Annotated in this window: 23 protein-coding genes; 16 read left to right on the top strand and 7 right to left on the bottom strand. The window is 46.2% G+C overall.

Annotation, left to right across the window (positions count from 1 at the left end; translation table 11 throughout):
- The first annotated feature begins 4 nt into the window (after nucleotides 1–4).
- The 8 genes from U2H13_RS10325 (at nucleotide 5) to U2H13_RS10290 (ending at nucleotide 6,874) form a co-directional block, all read left to right on the top strand.
- Nucleotides 5–694 carry a CoA transferase subunit A gene (locus U2H13_RS10325; RefSeq protein ID WP_017417988.1) on the top strand — a complete coding sequence of 230 codons (690 nt, stop codon included), beginning with the start codon at nucleotides 5–7 and terminating at the stop codon, nucleotides 692–694.
- Nucleotides 679–1,374 (top strand): 3-oxoacid CoA-transferase subunit B, encoded by a 696-nt coding sequence (locus tag U2H13_RS10320; protein WP_021493925.1) that lies wholly within the window; start codon nucleotides 679–681, stop codon nucleotides 1,372–1,374. The genes U2H13_RS10325 and U2H13_RS10320 overlap by 16 nt, the downstream gene beginning before the upstream one ends.
- Nucleotides 1,340–2,647 carry a peptidase gene (locus U2H13_RS10315; protein ID WP_376700809.1) on the top strand — a complete coding sequence of 436 codons (1,308 nt, stop codon included), beginning with the start codon at nucleotides 1,340–1,342 and terminating at the stop codon, nucleotides 2,645–2,647. The genes U2H13_RS10320 and U2H13_RS10315 overlap by 35 nt, the downstream gene beginning before the upstream one ends.
- Complete coding sequence (gene ablB / locus U2H13_RS10310) at nucleotides 2,610–3,482, top strand: putative beta-lysine N-acetyltransferase (RefSeq protein ID WP_014418140.1); 873 nt, start codon at nucleotides 2,610–2,612, stop codon at nucleotides 3,480–3,482. Before U2H13_RS10315 ends, ablB begins: the two co-directional genes overlap by 38 nt.
- Nucleotides 3,479–4,900, top strand: coding sequence for a lysine 2,3-aminomutase (gene ablA, locus U2H13_RS10305; RefSeq protein ID WP_376700449.1), 1,422 nt, complete (start codon nucleotides 3,479–3,481; stop codon nucleotides 4,898–4,900). Before ablB ends, ablA begins: the two co-directional genes overlap by 4 nt.
- Complete coding sequence (locus tag U2H13_RS10300; RefSeq protein ID WP_376700448.1) at nucleotides 4,897–5,175, top strand: YokU family protein; 279 nt, start codon at nucleotides 4,897–4,899, stop codon at nucleotides 5,173–5,175. Before ablA ends, U2H13_RS10300 begins: the two co-directional genes overlap by 4 nt.
- 74 nt (nucleotides 5,176–5,249) lie before the next feature.
- On the top strand, nucleotides 5,250–5,474 hold the full coding sequence (locus U2H13_RS10295; protein WP_003153684.1) for a YozE family protein: 225 nt from the start codon (nucleotides 5,250–5,252) through the stop codon (nucleotides 5,472–5,474).
- A 719-nt stretch (nucleotides 5,475–6,193) separates the two neighbouring features.
- Nucleotides 6,194–6,874 (top strand): hypothetical protein, encoded by a 681-nt coding sequence (locus U2H13_RS10290; protein ID WP_014418138.1) that lies wholly within the window; start codon nucleotides 6,194–6,196, stop codon nucleotides 6,872–6,874.
- Here U2H13_RS10290 and U2H13_RS10285 read toward each other — a convergent pair.
- A complete protein-coding gene (locus U2H13_RS10285; RefSeq protein ID WP_014418137.1) occupies nucleotides 6,871–7,014 on the bottom strand; it encodes a hypothetical protein in 144 nt (47 codons plus the stop codon). The genes U2H13_RS10290 and U2H13_RS10285 overlap by 4 nt on opposite strands.
- A gap of 117 nt (nucleotides 7,015–7,131) precedes the next feature.
- On the opposite strand from U2H13_RS10285, the gene U2H13_RS10280 reads away from it, so the two are divergent.
- The 3 genes from U2H13_RS10280 (at nucleotide 7,132) to U2H13_RS10270 (ending at nucleotide 8,370) form a co-directional block, all read left to right on the top strand.
- Nucleotides 7,132–7,305, top strand: coding sequence for a YozD family protein (locus tag U2H13_RS10280; protein ID WP_003153696.1), 174 nt, complete (start codon nucleotides 7,132–7,134; stop codon nucleotides 7,303–7,305).
- Nucleotides 7,306–7,378: 73 nt separating this feature from the next.
- Nucleotides 7,379–7,990, top strand: coding sequence for a phosphatase PAP2 family protein (locus tag U2H13_RS10275; protein WP_014418136.1), 612 nt, complete (start codon nucleotides 7,379–7,381; stop codon nucleotides 7,988–7,990).
- 59 nt (nucleotides 7,991–8,049) lie between these two features.
- Entirely contained in the window at nucleotides 8,050–8,370 is a 321-nt protein-coding gene (locus tag U2H13_RS10270) for a YodL domain-containing protein (protein ID WP_003153700.1), read from the top strand.
- 54 nt (nucleotides 8,371–8,424) lie between these two features.
- Here the strand turns inward: U2H13_RS10270 and U2H13_RS10265 are convergent, their stop codons facing one another.
- On the bottom strand, nucleotides 8,425–8,550 hold the full coding sequence (locus U2H13_RS10265) for a hypothetical protein (protein WP_003153701.1): 126 nt from the start codon (nucleotides 8,548–8,550) through the stop codon (nucleotides 8,425–8,427).
- A 136-nt stretch (nucleotides 8,551–8,686) separates the two neighbouring features.
- Between U2H13_RS10265 and deoD the strand changes: the two genes are divergently transcribed.
- Together deoD and U2H13_RS10255 are read left to right on the top strand one after the other, a co-directional pair.
- A complete protein-coding gene (gene deoD, locus U2H13_RS10260) occupies nucleotides 8,687–9,385 on the top strand; it encodes a purine-nucleoside phosphorylase (protein ID WP_003153702.1) in 699 nt (232 codons plus the stop codon).
- Between the two features lie 83 nt (nucleotides 9,386–9,468).
- Nucleotides 9,469–10,287: a D-alanyl-D-alanine carboxypeptidase family protein gene (locus U2H13_RS10255; protein ID WP_003153703.1), complete on the top strand. Its 819-nt coding sequence runs from the start codon at nucleotides 9,469–9,471 to the stop codon at nucleotides 10,285–10,287.
- 43 nt (nucleotides 10,288–10,330) lie between these two features.
- Here the strand turns inward: U2H13_RS10255 and U2H13_RS10250 are convergent, their stop codons facing one another.
- Together U2H13_RS10250 and U2H13_RS10245 are read right to left on the bottom strand one after the other, a co-directional pair.
- Entirely contained in the window at nucleotides 10,331–10,582 is a 252-nt protein-coding gene (locus U2H13_RS10250; protein WP_007612011.1) for a hypothetical protein, read from the bottom strand.
- Between the two features lie 92 nt (nucleotides 10,583–10,674).
- Nucleotides 10,675–11,376, bottom strand: a complete 702-nt coding sequence (locus U2H13_RS10245; protein WP_017417982.1) for a class I SAM-dependent methyltransferase — start codon at nucleotides 11,374–11,376, stop codon at nucleotides 10,675–10,677.
- Nucleotides 11,377–11,522: 146 nt separating this feature from the next.
- On the opposite strand from U2H13_RS10245, the gene U2H13_RS10240 reads away from it, so the two are divergent.
- The gene (locus U2H13_RS10240; RefSeq protein ID WP_017417981.1) at nucleotides 11,523–12,926 is read left to right on the top strand and encodes a S41 family peptidase; all 1,404 of its coding nucleotides are present in this window, start codon (nucleotides 11,523–11,525) and stop codon (nucleotides 12,924–12,926) included.
- 60 nt (nucleotides 12,927–12,986) lie between these two features.
- On the opposite strand, the gene U2H13_RS10235 is transcribed toward U2H13_RS10240, so the two are convergent.
- Complete coding sequence (locus U2H13_RS10235; RefSeq protein ID WP_060562844.1) at nucleotides 12,987–13,712, bottom strand: GntR family transcriptional regulator; 726 nt, start codon at nucleotides 13,710–13,712, stop codon at nucleotides 12,987–12,989.
- Between the two features lie 249 nt (nucleotides 13,713–13,961).
- Between U2H13_RS10235 and bglA the strand changes: the two genes are divergently transcribed.
- Nucleotides 13,962–15,404: a 6-phospho-beta-glucosidase BglA gene (gene bglA, locus U2H13_RS10230; RefSeq protein ID WP_014418132.1), complete on the top strand. Its 1,443-nt coding sequence runs from the start codon at nucleotides 13,962–13,964 to the stop codon at nucleotides 15,402–15,404.
- A 147-nt stretch (nucleotides 15,405–15,551) separates the two neighbouring features.
- Nucleotides 15,552–17,030 carry a glycoside hydrolase family 30 beta sandwich domain-containing protein gene (locus U2H13_RS10225; protein WP_109567012.1) on the top strand — a complete coding sequence of 493 codons (1,479 nt, stop codon included), beginning with the start codon at nucleotides 15,552–15,554 and terminating at the stop codon, nucleotides 17,028–17,030.
- A gap of 33 nt (nucleotides 17,031–17,063) precedes the next feature.
- Here U2H13_RS10225 and U2H13_RS10220 read toward each other — a convergent pair whose 3' ends face one another.
- Both U2H13_RS10220 and U2H13_RS10215 read right to left on the bottom strand, forming a co-directional pair.
- Nucleotides 17,064–18,554, bottom strand: a complete 1,491-nt coding sequence (locus U2H13_RS10220) for a sodium:solute symporter (RefSeq protein WP_012117763.1) — start codon at nucleotides 18,552–18,554, stop codon at nucleotides 17,064–17,066.
- Entirely contained in the window at nucleotides 18,554–18,754 is a 201-nt protein-coding gene (locus tag U2H13_RS10215; protein ID WP_021493919.1) for a DUF3311 domain-containing protein, read from the bottom strand. The genes U2H13_RS10220 and U2H13_RS10215 overlap by 1 nt, the downstream gene beginning before the upstream one ends.
- Between the last annotated feature and the right edge of the window lie 123 nt (nucleotides 18,755–18,877).

Below are 18,877 nucleotides of genomic sequence, written 5' to 3'. Positions count from 1 at the left end.
TGATATGTCTATTTTTCATAAAAAAACCGATATTCATGAAGCAATTGCCGATGTCAAGGACGAATCTGTCATCATGTTCGGCGGTTTTGGGGGAGTGGGTTCACCTCCGTCATTAATCGAAGCGATTTTGGAAAGCGGCGTTAAAGAGCTGACCGTCATCTGCAATGATGCCGGATTTCCGGAAATCGGCATCGGCCCGCTTATCGTTCATAAACGGGTAAAAAGGCTGATCGCTTCCCATATCGGCTCAAATCCTGTCGCGGGCAGGCAAATGACTGACGGAGCGCTTGAGGTGGAATTTTCGCCGCAAGGGACGCTTGCTGAACGGATTCGCGCAGGCGGAGCGGGGCTAGGCGGTATTTTAACTGATATCGGCATTGATAACGCAACCGTTTGTGAAAACAAAGAAACCGTAACGATTGACGGAAAGTCCTATTTAGTTGAAAAAGCGCTGACGGCTGATTTCGCTTTTGTGTCCGCACATACTGCTGATGAATTTGGGAATCTGACGTTTGACAAAACGGCGCGCAACATGAACCCTCTGATGGCTGCGGCGGCCGAAAGAACATTTGCTGAGGCTGCAGAGATTGTGCCTGCCGGCGAACTTGACAGCGAGCATATTGTAACGCCGGGCGTTTTCGTGGAGGGTGTCGTGCAAAGTGAAGGAGTGAAGTGGAGATGGGCTTGGGAATAGCGGAAAGAGAGAGTATTGCGAGGCGGGCCGCCAGTGAAGTTACCTCAGGAATGATCGTCAACTTGGGGATCGGCATTCCTTCTTTAGTGCCGAATTTTCTGCCGGACGGCATGGAGGTAATGCTGCAGGCGGAAAACGGCGTCCTGGGGATCGGCGGAAGTCCGGAGCGCGGAGAAGAGGATGAGCTTTTATGCAATGCGGCCGGATTTCCTGTCAGTACAGTTAAGGGTGCTTCCTATTTTGATTCAGCTCTGTCTTTTGCCATGATCAGAAAAGGGCTGATAGATATTACCATTTTAGGCGCGCTCCAAGTCAGCAGGACAGGTGATCTCGCCAATTGGCTCGTGCCGGGGAAAAAAGTGCCCGGAATGGGCGGGGCGATGGAGCTTGCCCAAGGCGCGAAAAAAGTGGTTGTCGTCATGAGCCACACCGATCAGAAAGGCCGGCCGAAGCTGGTCGAAAGCTGTTCGTTGCCGCTTACAGCAGCGAGCTGTGCAGATCTCATCATTACAGAGAAAGCCGTCATCAGCATAGATGATGGGGCTTTTGTTCTTGAGGAACTGCTGAATGGCACGACCATAGACGATGTCATTCAAACAACGGATGCCGAAATCAGATTGGGAGAATGTTTTCTTAAAAGGGGGTCTGTCCATGGATCAATTAGAAAAGAAAGTCACTGAGTGGGCGGAAGAAAACACAGCAAAAGCGGTAAGCTTGCTGAAACGGCTGATCGGGGAAAAAAGCACGTTCGGCCATGAATTTAACGCACAGGCAGTCGTTTTAGAAAAACTGAGACAGTTTGACATGGATATTGATGTATGGGAGCCGAGTGTCAAACATTTGAAAGAGCATCCTTATTTTGTATCGGAACGCGAAAATTTCCATGAAAGCCCGAATATCACAGCCGTAAAAAAAGGGGCCGGGGGCGGAAGATCACTGATACTGAACGGACATATTGATGTTGTCCCGGAAGGAAATCCCGCCGCATGGACGTATGAACCGTTTACCGCTGTTGAAAAGGACGGCAAAGTTTACGGCCGCGGTTCAACGGATATGAAGGGCGGCAATACAGCCCTCTTGTTTGCGTTAGAAGCGCTTGAAGCCTGCGGGATTACGTTAAAAGGAGATGTTCTGTTTCAAAGTGTCGTAGATGAAGAGTGCGGCGGCGCGGGAACGCTGTCGGCTGTTATGAGGGGCTACAAGGCTGACGGGGCGCTTATTCCGGAACCGACTAATTTAAAGCTGTTTGTTAAGCAGCAAGGATCTATGTGGTTCCGCATTACGGTAAGAGGATTGTCCGCACACGGCGGCACCCGCTATGAAGGGGTGAGCGCCATTGAAAAAAGCCTGCATGTCATCACAGCCCTTAAAGCGCTTGAACACGTCCGCAACGCCCGTATCACAGACCCGCTTTATCGGGACGTTCCGATTCCGGTTCCCATTAATATCGGCACCGTCCAAGGGGGAACGTGGCCATCATCGGTAGCTGACCGTGTGGTGATAGAAGGCAGGTGCGGAATAGCGCCGAATGAAACGCCGGAAGCAGTAAAAGAAGAACTGGCAAGCTGGCTGAAAGATTTGGAGTACCGGGATGAATGGTTTAAACACCACCCCGCGGAAATAGAATGGTTTGGGGCTCAGTGGCTTCCGAATGATCTCCCGGATGAGCATCCGCTGATTTCCGCTCTGGAATCTTCTTTTGAGAAAATGAAAGGGGCAAAACCGGTTCGTGAAGCGTCCCCGTGGGGAACGGACGGAGGGCTTTTGCAGCACGCGGGACAGACGCCGGTCATCGTCTTCGGTCCGGGAGAAGTCAAGGCGGCGCATCAGGCGAATGAATACATTGAAATCCGGGCGTTAATCGATGCCGTCAAAATCATTTCTCTTTTTATGATGGAATGGTGCGGGGTGGCAGATGGGGGTGACGGAGCTGATAAAGGAACTGAGGGCTGAAAAGGGGGCGGCTGAGATTGATGCAGACCGTTTCAATGAGCGGCTCAGAGTCATTCGTTATGACGGGCAGATTACGGCGCTTATTCCGGCCGTTTTGGCAGAAGCAAAGCAAGAAGGAGCCCAAAAGGTAATTTTCTTTGCTAAGCGCGGCGATGAGCCGGAATTTGTCAAGCATCTTTTTATTGTTGAGGGTGTCATAGACGGGTATTACAACGGGCATGAGGCTGTTGTGATGGTGCGCTATTTATCAGAGGAACGGAGACGGTCAGATTCATATGTATCAGAAGATTCGACTGTTGACCGTTTATATGAGACACCGCAGCGGGGACTGACTCAGACTGAAAGCGCGCTGATGTTCAGAAAAGCGGACGAAGATGATGCAGACCGCTTATCGCACTTATATAAACATGTTTTTCTTACCTATCCGACTCCTGTCTTTAATCCCCTTTATATTAAAAAAACAATGAGAGAAAACACCATCTATTATGCCGCATTTGATCAGGATCGTCTCATTGGGGCGGCAAGCGCAGATATCAATCCGGTATTGGGGCACGCTGAAATGACCGATTGCGCGGTTCTGTCAGATTACAGGGGGAACTCCGTAACGGCACACTTGTTTAAAGCGTTGGAGCAGGAACTCGCGGGCCGGGGAATCATCCATCTTTTTTCCTTGGCCCGTGCAGCGTCTTACGGGATGAATGCCGTTTTGTACCATGCGGGATACGGCTACAGAGGCAGGCTTGTGAACAACTGCCGCATTTCAGAAGGGCTCGAAAATATGAATATATGGTGCAAGACTTTACGTTTGGCCATTCATAAGGAGGAATTCGTTTGACAAACAAATGGTTTCAGCCAAAGCGTCATTGGAAGGAGATTGAATTGTGGAAAGATGTGCCGGAAGACAAGTGGAATGATTGGCTGTGGCAGCTCACCCATACTGTAAGAACCGTCGATGACCTGAAAAAAGTCATTCATTTGACCGAAGAGGAAGAAGAAGGCGTCAGGATGTCTGTAAAAACCATTCCCCTGAACATTACGCCTTATTATGCTTCTTTAATGGATCCCGATAACCCGAGATGTCCGATCCGCATGCAGTCCGTGCCGCTGTCAGAAGAAATGCACAAAACGAAATATGACCTTGAAGATCCGCTGTTTGAAGATGAAGATTCACCGGTTCCCGGTCTTACGCACCGCTATCCCGACCGCGTTCTTTTTCTGGTGACAAATCAATGCTCGATGTATTGCCGATACTGCACCAGAAGGCGTTTTTCCGGACAGATCGGAATGGGGGTGCCGAAAAAACAGCTCGATGCGGCAATCGCTTACATCCGGGAAACGCCGGAAATCCGTGACTGCCTGATTTCCGGCGGAGACGGGCTTTTAATCAATGATCAGATTCTGGAATATATTTTGAAAAACCTGCGTGACATTCCCCACCTTGAAATTATCCGGATCGGAACGAGAGCGCCCGTCGTATTTCCGCAGCGGATAACGGATAACCTTTGTCAGATTTTGAAAAAATATCATCCGGTCTGGCTGAACACTCATTTTAATACGAGCATCGAACTGACGGAAGAATCGGTTGCGGCGTGTGAAAAGCTCGTTAACGCAGGTGTTCCGGTCGGTAACCAGGCCGTTATTTTAGCAGGCATTAACGATTCGGTGCCGATTATGAAAAAACTCATGCATGATTTAGTGAAAATCCGCGTGCGTCCGTATTATATTTACCAATGTGATTTGTCAGAGGGAATCGGCCATTTCAGAGCGCCTGTGTCGAAAGGGCTGGAAATCATTGAAGGACTGAGGGGCCACACAACGGGCTTTGCCGTGCCGACCTTTGTCGTCGACGCCCCGGGCGGAGGCGGTAAAATCGCCCTGCAGCCGAACTACTTGCTCTCCCAAAGTCCGGAGAAAGTTGTGATCAGAAACTTCGAAGGGGTGATTACATCTTATCCCGAGCCGGAAAACTATATCCCGAATCAAGCCGACGACTATTTTGAATCTGTTTTTCCGGGAACGATGGCCAAACAAGAGCCGGTCGCACTGAGCGCCATTTTCGCGGACAAAGAGGTTTCGTTCACACCGGAAAATGTATCGAGGATCGACAGGAGGAAAACGTTTACATCAAACCCTGATCATGAAACGCTGAAAGACCGCAGGGAAAAGAGAGATGAATTGAAAGAAAAGAAATTTATTGCACAGCAAAAGAAAGAGCAAAAAGCAGGATCGGAAGTCGGAGGTGAATCGCCGTGAAGCCATGCGAGTGGTGCGGCAATCAGAAGGCGTCAGCTTGTCAGGCGGCTGTGTACTGGGAGCTTCCTGACGGTACGAGGGCCATAGAAATTACAGAAACACCTGCATTCGCCTGTTCCTCCTGCGGTATGACTTATCAGGAGGAAGCGGTCATAGCAGAAATCGAAAATCAGCTCTTTTTAGCCAATGCAAAAAAATTACCGGAAACACTCACATATCAAGAGCTGATGGAGACAGAACGGATCTTGAAACGGAATTATTTTGACTTCTCCTAGTCTTCTTTTGTTGTAATTTCACACTTGAATTGTATAATAGTACAACAAAAGACAGTCATCAGGAGGGGAAACCCATGAAATCCTTTTATCACTATTTGATGAAATACAGGCATCCCAAACCGCAGGACGCAATCAGCCGGTTTGCGAATCAGGCATACGAAGATCACGGCTTTCCGAAAACGTCAAGCGATTATCACGAGCTCAGTTCTTATTTAGAACTGAGCGCCGACTATTTAGAAACGATGGCGACCTTTGATGAAGCTTGGGAAAAATATGAGACCGAGGTCCATCACGCCTGACGAAAAACCGCACATTGTGCGGTTTTTTTCTGTTGAAATCACTCGCTTATGAGGTGCCGTATGATCAAATCCCGCAACGCCGTCCGTTTTGATCAGCACGTAAACAAATCTTCCTGACGGCACGTATCTTAAGGCAGTAGAATGTATAGCTGCAGAGTTCAACGGATCAGGCCTGCTGCCGGCGGGGTCCCGTGTAAGGAGCATCTTCACTGAGAAATGTTTTTAATGAAGTGAGGGGAATCGAATGATCCATTAGGTAAGGCTGATGAGGCACTGACGTTTGGACGGAAAAGGGGATTTTATGTGACAAGGTTGAAGCGGATTGAAGTTGTGCCTTCATTGAAAGCCGAAATGAGTTTGGTTCTTCATGATACACAAGCCATTGCAAATATGCAGCCGGAATGGGAGTTCCATACTCCTACGAATCTTGAACATCACGGCGGTGTGTCAACATGCCTTCGGGCCGGGTATTTTCCTTTGCGTCATAGAGAAAAAATAGAAGCTTTTTGTCTCAGTATTGTTACTGCTCATTCGATCGAGAGCGGAATGTCATCGGACGCTTCAGTTACGGTAAGTGAAAAAACGCACAAGCATGTTGCGGTTTTTGACATTTTGAACAGGTGCAGAAATAGATATTTCCTGTGGTTTTCATGCCCATGCGAAATTATGGCGGCCGGCATACGATAGCGTATGACAGTCCGCGGCAAGGGGGAGACAGCATGAAGCCAGATAAACCGAAATTTCAAGTGGGAGACATCGTGGTCGTCGTGATGTACGGAACCGTCGGCACCATTACGAAGGTTCATCAAATTGATAAACATTATCTTTACGAAGTCAATCATAATGAAGTGCTTTATTTTGAATCGTCCATCCAGCTTTATAAAGATTATGAGGGCGTGATCGTCGATATGGAGAAATTGGATATTGAATATGAATTTCTGATCGGCGACGTCGTATATGTAAAGGACTACGGAAAGGAATTATTCCGTGTCATCGGCCACAGAACTGAAATATGGAGATATTTAGAGGATGGCTGGGAGGATATTATTTATGAGCTGACTCGGCTGAAAGACGGAGAGTGGCTTGAAACGGAGGAAGAGGATCTCACGCTGGTTCTGAGAAAATATGAAATGGATCAGTTTGTGCATCAGCTGCTGTTTGTCCACTATGTTGGGGAAGCATCTCATGAGATCGGCGAGGATACCGTCGCGTCTGCTCTTCTTCAGTTTGAAGGCGATGCTGATGATCCCGATACCCTGCATGTGCTGGCGGTATCGATTGTAGATGAGCTGCTTGATATTTATAACGATTATAAGATTCTTTATCATTTGTTCGGTGACGAAGAATATAAAGATATGATGAATTTTGTGCTGGAAAGCCTGCGGGAGCATTTCAGCTAGCCGGCAAAAAAACGGACGGTGACATATAAAAACCAGGGCAGACAGCCGGCAAAGATTACAAACGACATTCCTTTCAGCACTTTTTCCAATACGATATCAAATCCATCTCCGTCCAAAAAAGCCATCATTTTCGTCATCATCTTTTCTCCCTCCGGGGCTTGTTTTTTAAAAGTATATGAGCGGACAAAACGTTTAGAACTTTCGGGTATAATTTGAACGGTTTTTTCATAAAACATAAAAAAGGAGGCGGTGTTTGCATGAAAGAAATAGATCTTGTGATTGACACAGAAGAAATAGCTGATTATTTTTACAGTCAGCTTGCTATGCGCGGGTACATACCGAGTGAAGAGGAAATCTTCGAAATAGCCGACATCACCTTTGATTATTTATTAGAAAAATGTATGATAGACGAAGAGCTTGATGAAGACTGAAACTGCGGAACCGAAGTGAAAAAGCTTCGGTTTTTTCAATCGGCTCGGGAGAATGAAACATGGGGGGAAAACGTTGTACAAGCCAGCAAGTCTTTTCGCATTGTTTATTCTGCTCGCAGCAGCGATCCGGATAGAAGCCGTCCGGGCTTTTGATGAGCGCGTGATAGAAGCGGCCGTCAGGATCAGGTCTGCCTGGCTGAATGAATTGATGTTATGGATAACGGAGCTCGGCACGACCGCGGTGCTTTTGCCGCTTCTTCTTTTGACAGGCGCGGCTCTGTATATGTACAAAAAAACGCCGGATGTTGTTTTTTTGCCGCTTCTCTTTCTCATTGAACGGATTGTAAACATAAAAATAAAAGAATTGATTGAAAGAGCCAGACCCGCTTTTGAACCGCTCGTCCATGAAACCTCATACAGTTTTCCGAGCGGCCACTCCATGAATTCGGCAGTGATGTATCCCGTCATCGCTTACTTTTTGATTAAGCATGTTCCGTTTTTTACGAAAAGAAAACGGGCCGTCACCGTCTTTACCGGAGTTCTCGTCATTCTGATCGGACTCAGCAGAATTTATTTAGGCGCGCATTTTCCGACGGATGTCCTTGCCGGATTCAGTCTCGGACTTTGCCTCGTTTCGCTTTTTGCGCTCTTTGACGAAAAGTATCATCCGTTTCGACAAAAATAGAGACAGGAAAAATGAGAAAAAACGCTAATACTATTAAGAAATAAGAGGGAGGGATCTTGATGCTGTTATCGCTGCCCGTGTTTAAAAAAAAGACTTGCGCCTATGATGTGACGATTTTTCAAACACCCCGCTACGGCGAGAAAAAGGGATACAGGGTCGTCTATCGGACAGAGCTGGCCGCTGACAATCATCAAGACGCACTGGAAAGGGCATTTTCTGTTTTTAATGTGCCTGATACGGTCCCAAACGACTATCAAGCCAGATTCATAGCGACCGGAGATGTCATACTCATAGACGAAGGAAGAAAAGGAAAGACCTATTACAGGCTTAACCCTGCGGGATGGAGCAAAATTAACCGGCTGCTCGTCCAGCCGAGGTAAGACGGGGCCGGCTGAATCTTCAGCCGGCTTCCGTATTGTCTGGGAAAGACAGTGTTAAGGCTTCCGTTTAGCGGCGGAATGCTCTTTTCCATGCGCTTCATCAGCTGCAATGACGTCTGAAACGGGCACATGATTGTTTTTTTTCTGGCCGGTCACCCGGTTGCGCTGTTTTTTGCCCATTATGTTCACTCCTTTTTCTTTAGGCTTGTCATCCCGCATATTCTGCCCAAGATCGCCCTGATCATGCTGATGATTGTCTCTTACCGTTATTCAGTGTACAATGGGTGGGAGTTTGAATAGGCAGGAGGAAAAGGAAATGAGTGTACATATAAACGCAGAAAAAGGCCAAATTGCGGATACAGTGCTTTTGCCGGGAGATCCGCTCCGAGCGAAATTTATTGCGGAAACTTATCTTGAAAATGTGGAATGCTATAATGAAGTCAGAGGAATGTACGGATTTACGGGTACATATAACGGCAAAAAAGTATCAGTCCAAGGCACAGGCATGGGTGTTCCGTCTATCTCTATTTATGTGAATGAACTGATTCAAAGCTATGATGTTCAAAACTTAATCAGAGTCGGCTCATGCGGAGCCATCCGTAATGACGTGAAGGTGCGTGATGTGATTTTGGCTATGACGTCTTCAACGGATTCACAGATGAACCGTGTCGCCTTCGGCAGTGTAGATTATGCTCCTTGCGCAGACTTCGAACTGCTCCATAAAGCGTACCAGGAAGCGCAAAAAAACAATCTTCCTGTAGCGGTCGGAAGCGTATTCACCGCCGATCAGTTTTATAATGAAGACTCCCAAATCGAAAAGCTTGCCAGATACGGCGTCCTCGGCGTAGAGATGGAAACGACTGCTTTATATACGCTTGCCGCTAAATACGGCAAAAAAGCGCTGTCTATCCTGACTGTAAGCGATCACGTATTAACGGGAGAAGAAACAACGGCAGAAGAGCGTCAAACGACTTTTCATGATATGATTAAACTGGCGCTGCATACTGTATCGTAAACTTGAGATGAGGGTTATGCTGATTAAAGCAGCCCTCTTCTTTATGCATCGCCCTGATTCAAAAAAAGAAAGGTAAGGGTAAAATGAAGAAATCCACTAAATGGTTCTCGCTCGCTGCCGCTCTCAGCGTAACCGCAATCGTGGGCACCGGCTGCAGCATTTCAGGCGGCGACAGCCACAAGGACACAAAAACAGCAGCTGAAACAAAACAATCAGATGACACATCAAGCAAAAAAACAACGAAGACAGAAAACAGCGATTTTGTATTGGAGAGCAAATATTTTAATGATATTAAAGAAGTGAACGGGCTTGAGACCATTCAAAACCCGACAAATACACTTGCGCTCGTGAATAAGACATACACGCTGCCGGGAGATTATAAACCGAATGATCTCGTGATCCCGAAAGTCGAATTTTCTTTTACTGAGAAAATCGAGAAACGATATATCCGCAAACCTGCCGCCGATGCTTTGGCGGAACTGTTCAGCGCCGGGAAAAAAGAAGGTTATGACCTGGTTGCCGTTTCAGGATACCGCTCTTATGACAGACAGAAAGTTATTTTCGATAATGAAGTCAGTCTGAAAGGTGAAAAAAAGGCGAAAGAAGCCGTCGCATATCCGGGGCAAAGCGAACACCAGACGGGGCTTGCCATGGACATTTCCAGCAAAAGCAACGGATATGAGCTGAATGAAGCGTTCGGAAACACGGCGGACGGCAAATGGGTGAAAGACCATGCGTATGAATACGGCTTTATCATCCGCTATCCTAAAGGCAAAGAAAATGTCACAAAGTATGAGTATGAACCATGGCATTTACGCTATGTAGGCAAAAAAGCGGCAAAAGCCATCCATGACCATCAATTAACGCTTGAAGAATATTTTAATGAAGTAAAGAAAGTGTAATGAGAAGAAGCCCGCTTGAAAAATAGAAAGCGGGCTTTCTTTATTACCAGAAGAGTAAACCTCCAAGCGCAAATCCGGTAATTAAACCAAGGCCGATACCGTAGGCTGCTCCCCAGCCTCCCCAGCCTCCCCAATAGCCGAACCCGTATCCTCTGTGACGGCCGCCGACAGGGGCGATATACACTTTGCTGTTAGTCACCCGTACGATTCTTCCGACGTGGACTCTGCCGTTTCGTTCTGTAATTCTTGCTACTTTTCCCTGGTGCTGCCGGCAAAGATGATAATAGTTTTGCATCTTTTCTCCTCCTATCCAACCTATCTTTCTATGTCAGCTTATGATAGAGTGCGGTAAAAAGGTTGGACGAAAACAGGAGGACAATCGCCGTTTTACTTGTAAGCGACAAAAGCGCAGTGTCCCATATATTCACGGTACGTCTGCATAAGCTCGTAATGAGCCGTTAGCGTATCGTAGTGAACCGGCTGAATAACGGGCGATAAATCCATTTCTGTAGTCGGCTCCTGCGCATTGTTTTCATAGACAGCGGGAATGAAATCCGCTTTCTGAAAGCCTTGCTGAAGCAATCTCTGTTTCCATGCCGTTTCATCCTGCAATACGGTAAAACCGTAGAAGTCTTTTATCTGCGTGATGGCGTTTTCCGGCATGGGCTTTTGTAAAGCAGCTTCAATGCCGATCAGCATACCCCCGGGTTTAAGGACCCGCAGGATTTCAGACAGCGATGAATCAAGATTTGAAAAGGTGAGAACTGATTCGGAAAGAACGGCGGAAAATTGATTTTCAGCAAACGGAAGCCGCTCAAGCTCCGCCAAATAGCCCGGAATGGTTAAGCCTTCAGCGGCAAATCGTTTTGCTGCTTTTTCAAGCATAAGGGGGTCCTTATCAACACAGGTGACGGGATACAGCAGGTGGCCGAGATAAGCGGCCGTCTGTCCCGTTCCGCAGCCGGCGTCAAGAATCGGTTCGCCAGGAGGAGGAGCCGCTTTTGTGAGAACGGCTTTGGAAAAAGCGAGTCCGCCGGGGTGAGCCCCTCCGACTCCGAATAAGGACAGCATATCTAAATATTTGCTCAAAGGCCGAATCCTCCTTTTTTCCTCAGCATATGTTGAGAGAAAAGCATAGGTTTGGGTAAACGGGAAAGAAGGGCGCCTCACGTTTGAAGTTGACGAATGAGCGTTCGTCTATGATAATAATGTAAGAATAAAAAGGTGGTGTTTTCTTGAAGCGGCAATTTAAACTGTTTTTTATTATATTGATCACCGCGGTCGCAGCCTCGGCGCTTACGCTGTTTATCACGGGCAATACGACCATTTTCGGACAAGGCTCGGCTGCTTTGACGAACAGCAAATTTGAGAAATTCAATAAAGCCTACGAGCAGATTAAAAGTGATTACTATCAAAAAACAGATGACAGCAAATTAGTAGACGGAGCGATAAAAGGCATGATCAGTTCCCTGGATGATCCATATTCTTCTTATATGGACCCGCAGGAAGGAAAGTCTTTTGAAGAAACAATTTCCGCTTCGTTTGAAGGCATCGGCGCACAAGTGGAAGAAAAGGACGGCAGCATCCTGATCGTATCGCCGATTAAAGGGTCACCCGCGGAAAAAGCGGGGGTTAAACCGAATGACCAGATCTTGAAGGTCAACGGCAAAAGCGTTAAAGGCCTTAATGTAAACGAAGCCGTCGCATTAATCCGCGGCAAAAAGGGAACAAACGTCAAGCTCGTGCTGCACAGAGCGGGTGTCGGCGATCTGAACCTGTCGATCAAACGTGACACCATCCCGGTTGAAACGGTGTACTCTGAAATGAAAAAAGGAGACATCGGCGAAATCCAAATCACATCCTTCTCCGAATCGACGGCAAAAGAGCTGAATTCAGCCATTGACAGCCTCGAAAAACAAGGAGCGAAAGGATACATTCTCGATTTAAGGGGCAACCCGGGCGGACTGATGGATGAAGCCATCAAAATGAGCAACATGTTTATCGATAAAGGGAAAAATATCATGCAGGTCGAATACAAAGACGGCACGAAAGAGGTCATGAAAGCGACGAAAGAGCGCAAAGTGACAAAACCGACAGTCGTCCTCGTCAATGACGGCACCGCGAGCGCCGCGGAAATCATGTCGGCTGCGCTGCATGAATCATCGGGCATTCCGCTGATCGGCGAGAAAACGTTCGGAAAAGGAACCGTGCAGACGGCAAAAGATTACAGCGACGGTTCTACCGTTAAACTGACAATCGCTAAATGGCTGACAGCGGACGGAGAGTGGATTCATAAAAAAGGCATCAAACCGCAATATCAGGTTAAGCTTCCTGAATATGCGAACCTGCCGTATTTAGATGCGAAAAAAACATACAAATACGGGGATTCCGGAGCCACCGTCACCAATGCGCAAAAAATGATGAAAGCGCTGGGGTACAGCGTGAAAGTAAACGGCACGTATGATAAAGCATTTGAACAAGCCGTTAAACAATTCCAAGCAAAAGAGAAACTGAAACAAACAGGCATTGTAACGGGAGACACAACGGCAAAATTGATGACGGATCTGCAAAAACAGCTTGCGGACAACGATACACAAATGAAAAAAGCCGTTGAAACATTAAATAAGAATATGAAATAGTAAAAAACACCCGATGCGTCGCTCGCGCATTGGGTGTTTTTTGTTTGCGAAAAGCCCGTCTTATGTCGTTTCCTGTTCAAAAAGGTGGCTGTTCGCCTGAATGAAAAACTGTGATTGCTCATAGTGATAGGTGACTTTTGAGTAGTCAAACGGCTGGCCGTTGGTTAAATGAAAAATCGTTTCAACGCAAAGCTTAGGCGCTCCTGTAAACAGACCTAAGTACTCCGCTTCTTCCTCATTTAACATCCCCGCGTACAGATATAAATCTGAAAAACCGCGCTTTAACCCGAGACCTTCTCGAATATAATCAAATATTGATTCTGCCACGATCTCTTTATTCAAATACGTAATAATCGATTTGTTGTAAAATGACTCTTCGATACACAATGTCAGCCCGTCAATATATCGGATTCGCTTGACATAATACACGTCGCCGTCAGGGGGCATATTCAGATTTTGGGCAGCCTCAGGCGTGGGTTTTCTCACTTCCAGCGCTAATAATTTGGAAGTGACATTAAAATCTTCAAGTGATTCTTTAAATCCCTGATTAGAAAGCAGACTGATATACCCTTTTCTTTTATTCCGTCTGACAAAAATGCCGCTTCCCCTCACTTGAAACACAATCCCCTTTTTTTCTAATAAATCCAAGGACTTGGTGATCGTGCTTTTGCTCACGTTAAACCGGCTCATTAAGGTTTGCAGCACAGGCAGTTTATCCCCTTGCTGCAGCTGATGTTCTTCTATGTATTTTTCAATATCTATCGCGATTTGCTGGTATTTTAACATATACATTCCTCATTCATTTATTGTCCCGCTTCTTTCAGAATTATAGCATAATCGTTTTTAAAAGCCATTTCGTAAAGTAACTATAATTGTTTATGTATTGATAAATTATACCGGTACAATTATAATGTAAACGTATAATATGAAAATAAAGGCAGGAATTCTTCTACACTATCGAAGCGGATGCTTGAAGCGGCTGCAGTGCATTTATTCGGCATGCAAGCGGCAGTCAAATAAAGGAGGATATAAACGATGGGAACATTGCCAAAAGATTTTTTATGGGGAGGCGCTCTCGCCGCACACCAATTTGAAGGGGGATGGAATAAAGGCGGCAAGGGGCCGAGTGTAGTGGACGTCATGACGGCAGGCGCGCATGGTGTGCCCCGGAAAATAACAGATACAATTGAAGAGCGGGAATTTTATCCGAATCATGAAGCGATCGATTTTTATCATCGTTATAAAGAGGACATCGCATTATTCAGCGAGCTGGGTCTGAAATGTTTAAGAACGTCCATCGGCTGGAGCAGAATTTTTCCTAAAGGTGATGAAGCGGAGCCCAATGAGGAAGGATTGGCTTTTTACGACCGGGTGTTTGATGAATTGCTGAAACATGGGATTGAACCGGTAATCACGCTGTCACATTTTGAGATGCCGCTGCATTTGGCGAGGGAATACGGCGGTTTCAGAAACAGAAAAACAGTCGGATTTTTTGTGAAATTCGCTGAAGTGTGTTTTGAACGCTATAAACATAAGGTGAAGTATTGGATGACGTTTAACGAAATCAATAATAAGATGGATGTGAATAATCCGATCTTTTTATGGACGAACTCGGGCGTCGCCGTCAAAGAAAACGAAAACGCAAAAGAAGTCATGTATCAGGCCGGCCATCACGAACTGCTGGCAAGCGCATTGGCTGTTTCGAAGGGAAGAGACATCAATCCCGAGTTCAGGATCGGCGCGATGGTATCACATGTTCCGATTTACCCGTACTCATCTCACCCCGATGATGTGATGCTGGCTGAAGAAACGATGAGACAGCGTTTTTTCTTCCCGGACGTGCAGGTTCGCGGATATTATCCAAGCTATGCGTTAAAAGAATTTGAAAGAGAAGGCTATCAGATACACTTTGAAGACGGTGATGAAGAGATTTTGAAAAACGGCCGGGTGGACTATCTCGGATTCAGCTATTACATGTCTACAACCGTAAAAAGTGATGTATCAAACGATAATACCGGGGATGTCGTAAACGGAGGATTGCCAAACGGCGTGGACAATCCTTATATTACAGCGAGTGATTGGGGCTGGGCGATTGACCCGACCGGTTTACGGTACACATTAAACCGCTTATACGACCGCTACCAGATTCCATTATTTATCGTGGAAAACGGATTCGGCGCCATCGACACATTAGAAGAGGACGGTTCAATTCATGACGCAGCAAGAATTGAATATTTATCGTCACATATAAAAGCTTTGAAAAAAGCAATCACATATGATGGTGTGGATGTAATGGGCTATACACCATGGGGAATTATTGATATCGTGTCATTTACAACCGGAGAAATGAAAAAACGCTACGGCATGATTTATGTTGATCGGGATAATGAAGGCAACGGTTCAATGAGGCGGCTTAAGAAAGACTCATTTGAATGGTATAAAAAAGTGATTGAAACAAACGGCTCATATGTATCCTAAAGGTGTAAAAAGGGAAGGCTTCACCGTTGTGTGAAGCCGGCTTTTTATCAGTATTTTTGAAAGCGCATTCATTCAAGCGGGAAGGAGGTGACTGTCCGGCTTTTCATTTAGGATCGCTTATAAAAATAAGGAAAGGGATGGTGGCTCATGTTTTTTAAAAAAGGTCTGCACATGACGCTGGTTTTTCTTGTGTTTTTCTTTTTCATATCAAGCAGCACGGAAACCGAAGTGTATGCGGCTGATCGGAAGGCTTCAGACAAAAACAAAGTAAGGGTGTGGGTCAGTTCTGAAAAAGATCCGGCTTCCCGTACGTGGTATGACGGGCCGCTGGAAGTGAAATACGCCTTAGACGAACAAACACCGCTTACATTGACAAAAAAGAAGGCTTCTGACTCCGCCGCTGTGTATATTGATCCGTCGCGCCGCTATCAAAGTGTGTTAGGCGTAGGATCGTCCCTGGAAGAATCCACAATCCATAATTTATCAAAAATGACACCCGCAAAAAGAAAAGAAGTGCTGAAAAAACTGGTTGATCCAAAAGATGGTATCGGAATGGACGTTATGCGCATAACGATTGGGACATCTGATTTTACGGCACAGGAATTTTATACGTATGATGATATGCCTGAAGGCCAAACAGATCCTAAGCTCCGTCATTTCTCGATCCAAAAGGATATTGATTTACACATTACAGCAACCATCAAGGAAGCGCTGGCGATAAATCCGGAACTGAAAATCGTTGCCTCGCCGTGGAGCCCGCCGGCTTGGATGAAAACGAATGAAAACCTCAAGCGGGGAAAGCTGAAAGATAAATATATCGGCGCACTGGCTGTTTACTTCCGCAAATTTATTGAGGCGTACGAAAAGCAGGGAATTCCGATTTATGCGATGACCCTTCAAAATGAACCTTTGCTGGAAATCGACTATCCGAGCATGTATATGCCGCCGTCTCAGCAGCGTAAACTGGCACTGGCCTTAAAAAAAGAAATGAAAAAACACGTAATTGACACGAAAATTTGGATTTATGATCACAATGCGAGCGGGGCGTGGAACTATATTCCGCCGATTTTAGATGATAAAAAAGGAAACCGGGCGGCAGACGGCATCGCTTTTCACGATTATGACGGTGACCTTTCCGTCATGTCGGAAATCGGAAAGAGATATCCTGATCAATCTATTCACTTAACGGAGCGGTCTGTCTGGGGGACGGCAGGGGCGGACCGGATCGCGCAGTATTTCCGCAACGGCGCGTCGAGCTACAATGCGTGGGTGACGATGCTCAACAGTCAAATCAAGACGCATCATTGGATAGGCACCCCGGACCCGACGCTGTTTATTCAGGATGCCAAAAACCCTGACCGCTATTGGAATATCCCGATCTTTCATATGACAGGCAACTTTTCAAAATTTATCGACCGGGGAGCAAAGCGGATAGAAAGTAATTACGGCTCCAAAAACACAGTCTCGAATGTATCGTTCCTTAATCCTGATCAATCCATTGTGACAGTCGTAATCAACCAGACATCCGCCGATCAAAAATTCCATGTCGTTTCAGAAAATCGGCAGTTTGAAGCTGTCATCCCGGCTAAAACTGTGGCTACCTACAAATGGAAGCAAAAAAAGTAAAAACCGGCACATTTACGTGCCGGCTTCTTTCTGTTAAGCGCCTTTTTGGTTCAGTTGATCAGAAGGCGCTTTATTGAATAAACCGTCTTTGACGGCGTTTGAAGCCGCTTTTTTTACAAAAAACGGGTTAAGGATAATAACGGCTGCCATGTTAGCGGTCAAACCCCAAAAGCCTTCATATATACCGTGGGCGGATTGGGTGATATTTACCGTGAATGTCACGATAAGACCGACGAGAAGACCGATAATTGTCGCTTCTTTCGTTTGATTCTTCCAAAACAGACTGACGGCGATAGCCGGAAAGATCTGAACCATGCCGGAAACACCGAGAAGCTGAAGGGTAACGAGCGCAGTCGGGAACAGCATGCCGAATAAAAGCGCGAGCCCGATGACGACAAATACCATTGAACGGGTGATCATCGTCAGCTTGCTTGGTGACACATTCGGGTGAATCAAATCCCGATATAAGTTATTCGCAAATAAGTTTGATGCTCCGATGGCCATGATAGAGCAGGGAATCAATGACGCAAGGGCAATCGTGGAGTAAGCAAAGCCCTGCGCGACCCCGCCGTAAGACGTTTGAATCAGCTTCAATAAAGCGAGCCGCGGATTGGTATCTTCCGGCAGGACAAGAAACGCGATAAAGCCGAGAAAAATAACAAGAATCAAAACAATATTATAAAGCGGCAGAAACATGCTGTTTTTGCGGACGGCATCTGCGCTTTTTGCCGTAAATACGCCGGTTGCCGCATGCGCCCACATAAAGAGCGCCAGCGCAGATACGATGGAAGCTGTGATAAACCAAGGAATTCCTTTCGGCCCCGAGTCCGGGATCGTCAGCATTTGCGGCGCTTTTTCAGCCAAAGTGTGAATCATCGGCGTCCAGCCGTGAAAATGGATCAGCGGGAGTGAGACGACCATAAACAGCATAATCACCCACACGAGAATGTCTTTAATAATCGCCGTAAACGTCGGCCCTTTAATTCCGCTGAAAAAAGTATACAGCGCTACAAGAATAAAAGAGATGATGACGACCATATTGACATTAATGACACCCGTTCCGGCCACCTGAAGCGTATCTTGAATTCCGCTCAACTGGAGACAAATATAAGGAATGAGCATAAGAACGCCGACAATCGCGACAAGACTGGCCAAAAGTTTACTGTCAAAACGCTCACGGGCATAATCGGCAAGTGTCGTTAATTTGTGTATTTTTGCCACTTTCCACAGCTTCGGCAGAAAGAAATAAGCGATAAAATACGCCAAAACAGAATACGGGATTGCAAAAAAAGCAACGCTTCCCCCTGTGTAGGCTGTGCTTGTTAAGCCTAAAAACGTATAAGCCGTATAAAGATCCGCGCCGACTAAAAACCAGACGAGGAGCCCCCCGAACCGTCTGCCGCCGACAGACCATTCCTCAACAGAAGTGCGTGATGATTTGTCTCTCCCGGCTATAAAGCCGATGCAGACAACGGTTAAAACGATGACGGCTGTAATGATCAATGCTGTTATATTTGCGGGCATCAGTCCAGTCCTCCTTGTTTCTTCTGCAGCCTATAAATAAGAAACGAACATAATGGAGTGACTGCGATCCATAAAAGCAGCCAGAAATGAAAAAAAGGCAGCCCGATAATGATCGGATGAACCCGATTAGAGACTGACAGCAGGGCCAGCTGGCTGAAAGGGATTAAGATGAGAACGAAAATTAGTGCTTTTCTGACCATTTACTTTCCTCCTGAAACTTGATAATGCTCCTTATCATAGCAGGTGTCAGAAAAGATCACAAGATATTTTTCAGAAAAAAAAGAATTCTATTACTTTTTTAACTGAAACACTTTAGTTGCATC

It is taken from the genome of Bacillus sp. A1 (assembly GCF_042296235.1).
GTDB classification, from domain to species: domain Bacteria; phylum Bacillota; class Bacilli; order Bacillales; family Bacillaceae; genus Bacillus; species Bacillus velezensis.
The sequence above is the reverse complement of the archived record's forward strand: the minus strand, read 5'-3'. Positions and strand labels throughout refer to the sequence as shown.

Excerpts from the sequence above, each read along its gene's own strand:
- U2H13_RS10325 (WP_017417988.1), top strand. The coding sequence starts at position 5 with ATGTCTATTTTTCATAAAAAAACCGATATTCATGAAGCAATTGCCGAT.
- U2H13_RS10250 (WP_007612011.1), bottom strand. The coding sequence starts at position 10,582 with ATGCAAAACTATTATCATCTTTGCCGGCAGCACCAGGGAAAAGTAGCA.
- U2H13_RS10220 (WP_012117763.1), bottom strand. The coding sequence starts at position 18,554 with ATGCCCGCAAATATAACAGCATTGATCATTACAGCCGTCATCGTTTTA.
- U2H13_RS10320 (WP_021493925.1), top strand. The coding sequence starts at position 679 with ATGGGCTTGGGAATAGCGGAAAGAGAGAGTATTGCGAGGCGGGCCGCC.
- U2H13_RS10255 (WP_003153703.1), top strand. The coding sequence starts at position 9,469 with ATGAAGAAATCCACTAAATGGTTCTCGCTCGCTGCCGCTCTCAGCGTA.
- U2H13_RS10285 (WP_014418137.1), bottom strand. The coding sequence starts at position 7,014 with ATGATGACGAAAATGATGGCTTTTTTGGACGGAGATGGATTTGATATC.
- ablB (WP_014418140.1), top strand. The coding sequence starts at position 2,610 with ATGGGGGTGACGGAGCTGATAAAGGAACTGAGGGCTGAAAAGGGGGCG.
- bglA (WP_014418132.1), top strand. The coding sequence starts at position 13,962 with ATGGGAACATTGCCAAAAGATTTTTTATGGGGAGGCGCTCTCGCCGCA.
- U2H13_RS10295 (WP_003153684.1), top strand. The coding sequence starts at position 5,250 with ATGAAATCCTTTTATCACTATTTGATGAAATACAGGCATCCCAAACCG.
- U2H13_RS10235 (WP_060562844.1), bottom strand. The coding sequence starts at position 13,712 with ATGTTAAAATACCAGCAAATCGCGATAGATATTGAAAAATACATAGAA.
- U2H13_RS10215 (WP_021493919.1), bottom strand. The coding sequence starts at position 18,754 with ATGGTCAGAAAAGCACTAATTTTCGTTCTCATCTTAATCCCTTTCAGC.
- deoD (WP_003153702.1), top strand. The coding sequence starts at position 8,687 with ATGAGTGTACATATAAACGCAGAAAAAGGCCAAATTGCGGATACAGTG.
- U2H13_RS10290 (WP_014418138.1), top strand. The coding sequence starts at position 6,194 with ATGAAGCCAGATAAACCGAAATTTCAAGTGGGAGACATCGTGGTCGTC.
- U2H13_RS10270 (WP_003153700.1), top strand. The coding sequence starts at position 8,050 with ATGCTGTTATCGCTGCCCGTGTTTAAAAAAAAGACTTGCGCCTATGAT.
- U2H13_RS10225 (WP_109567012.1), top strand. The coding sequence starts at position 15,552 with ATGTTTTTTAAAAAAGGTCTGCACATGACGCTGGTTTTTCTTGTGTTT.
- U2H13_RS10280 (WP_003153696.1), top strand. The coding sequence starts at position 7,132 with ATGAAAGAAATAGATCTTGTGATTGACACAGAAGAAATAGCTGATTAT.
- U2H13_RS10265 (WP_003153701.1), bottom strand. The coding sequence starts at position 8,550 with ATGGGCAAAAAACAGCGCAACCGGGTGACCGGCCAGAAAAAAAACAAT.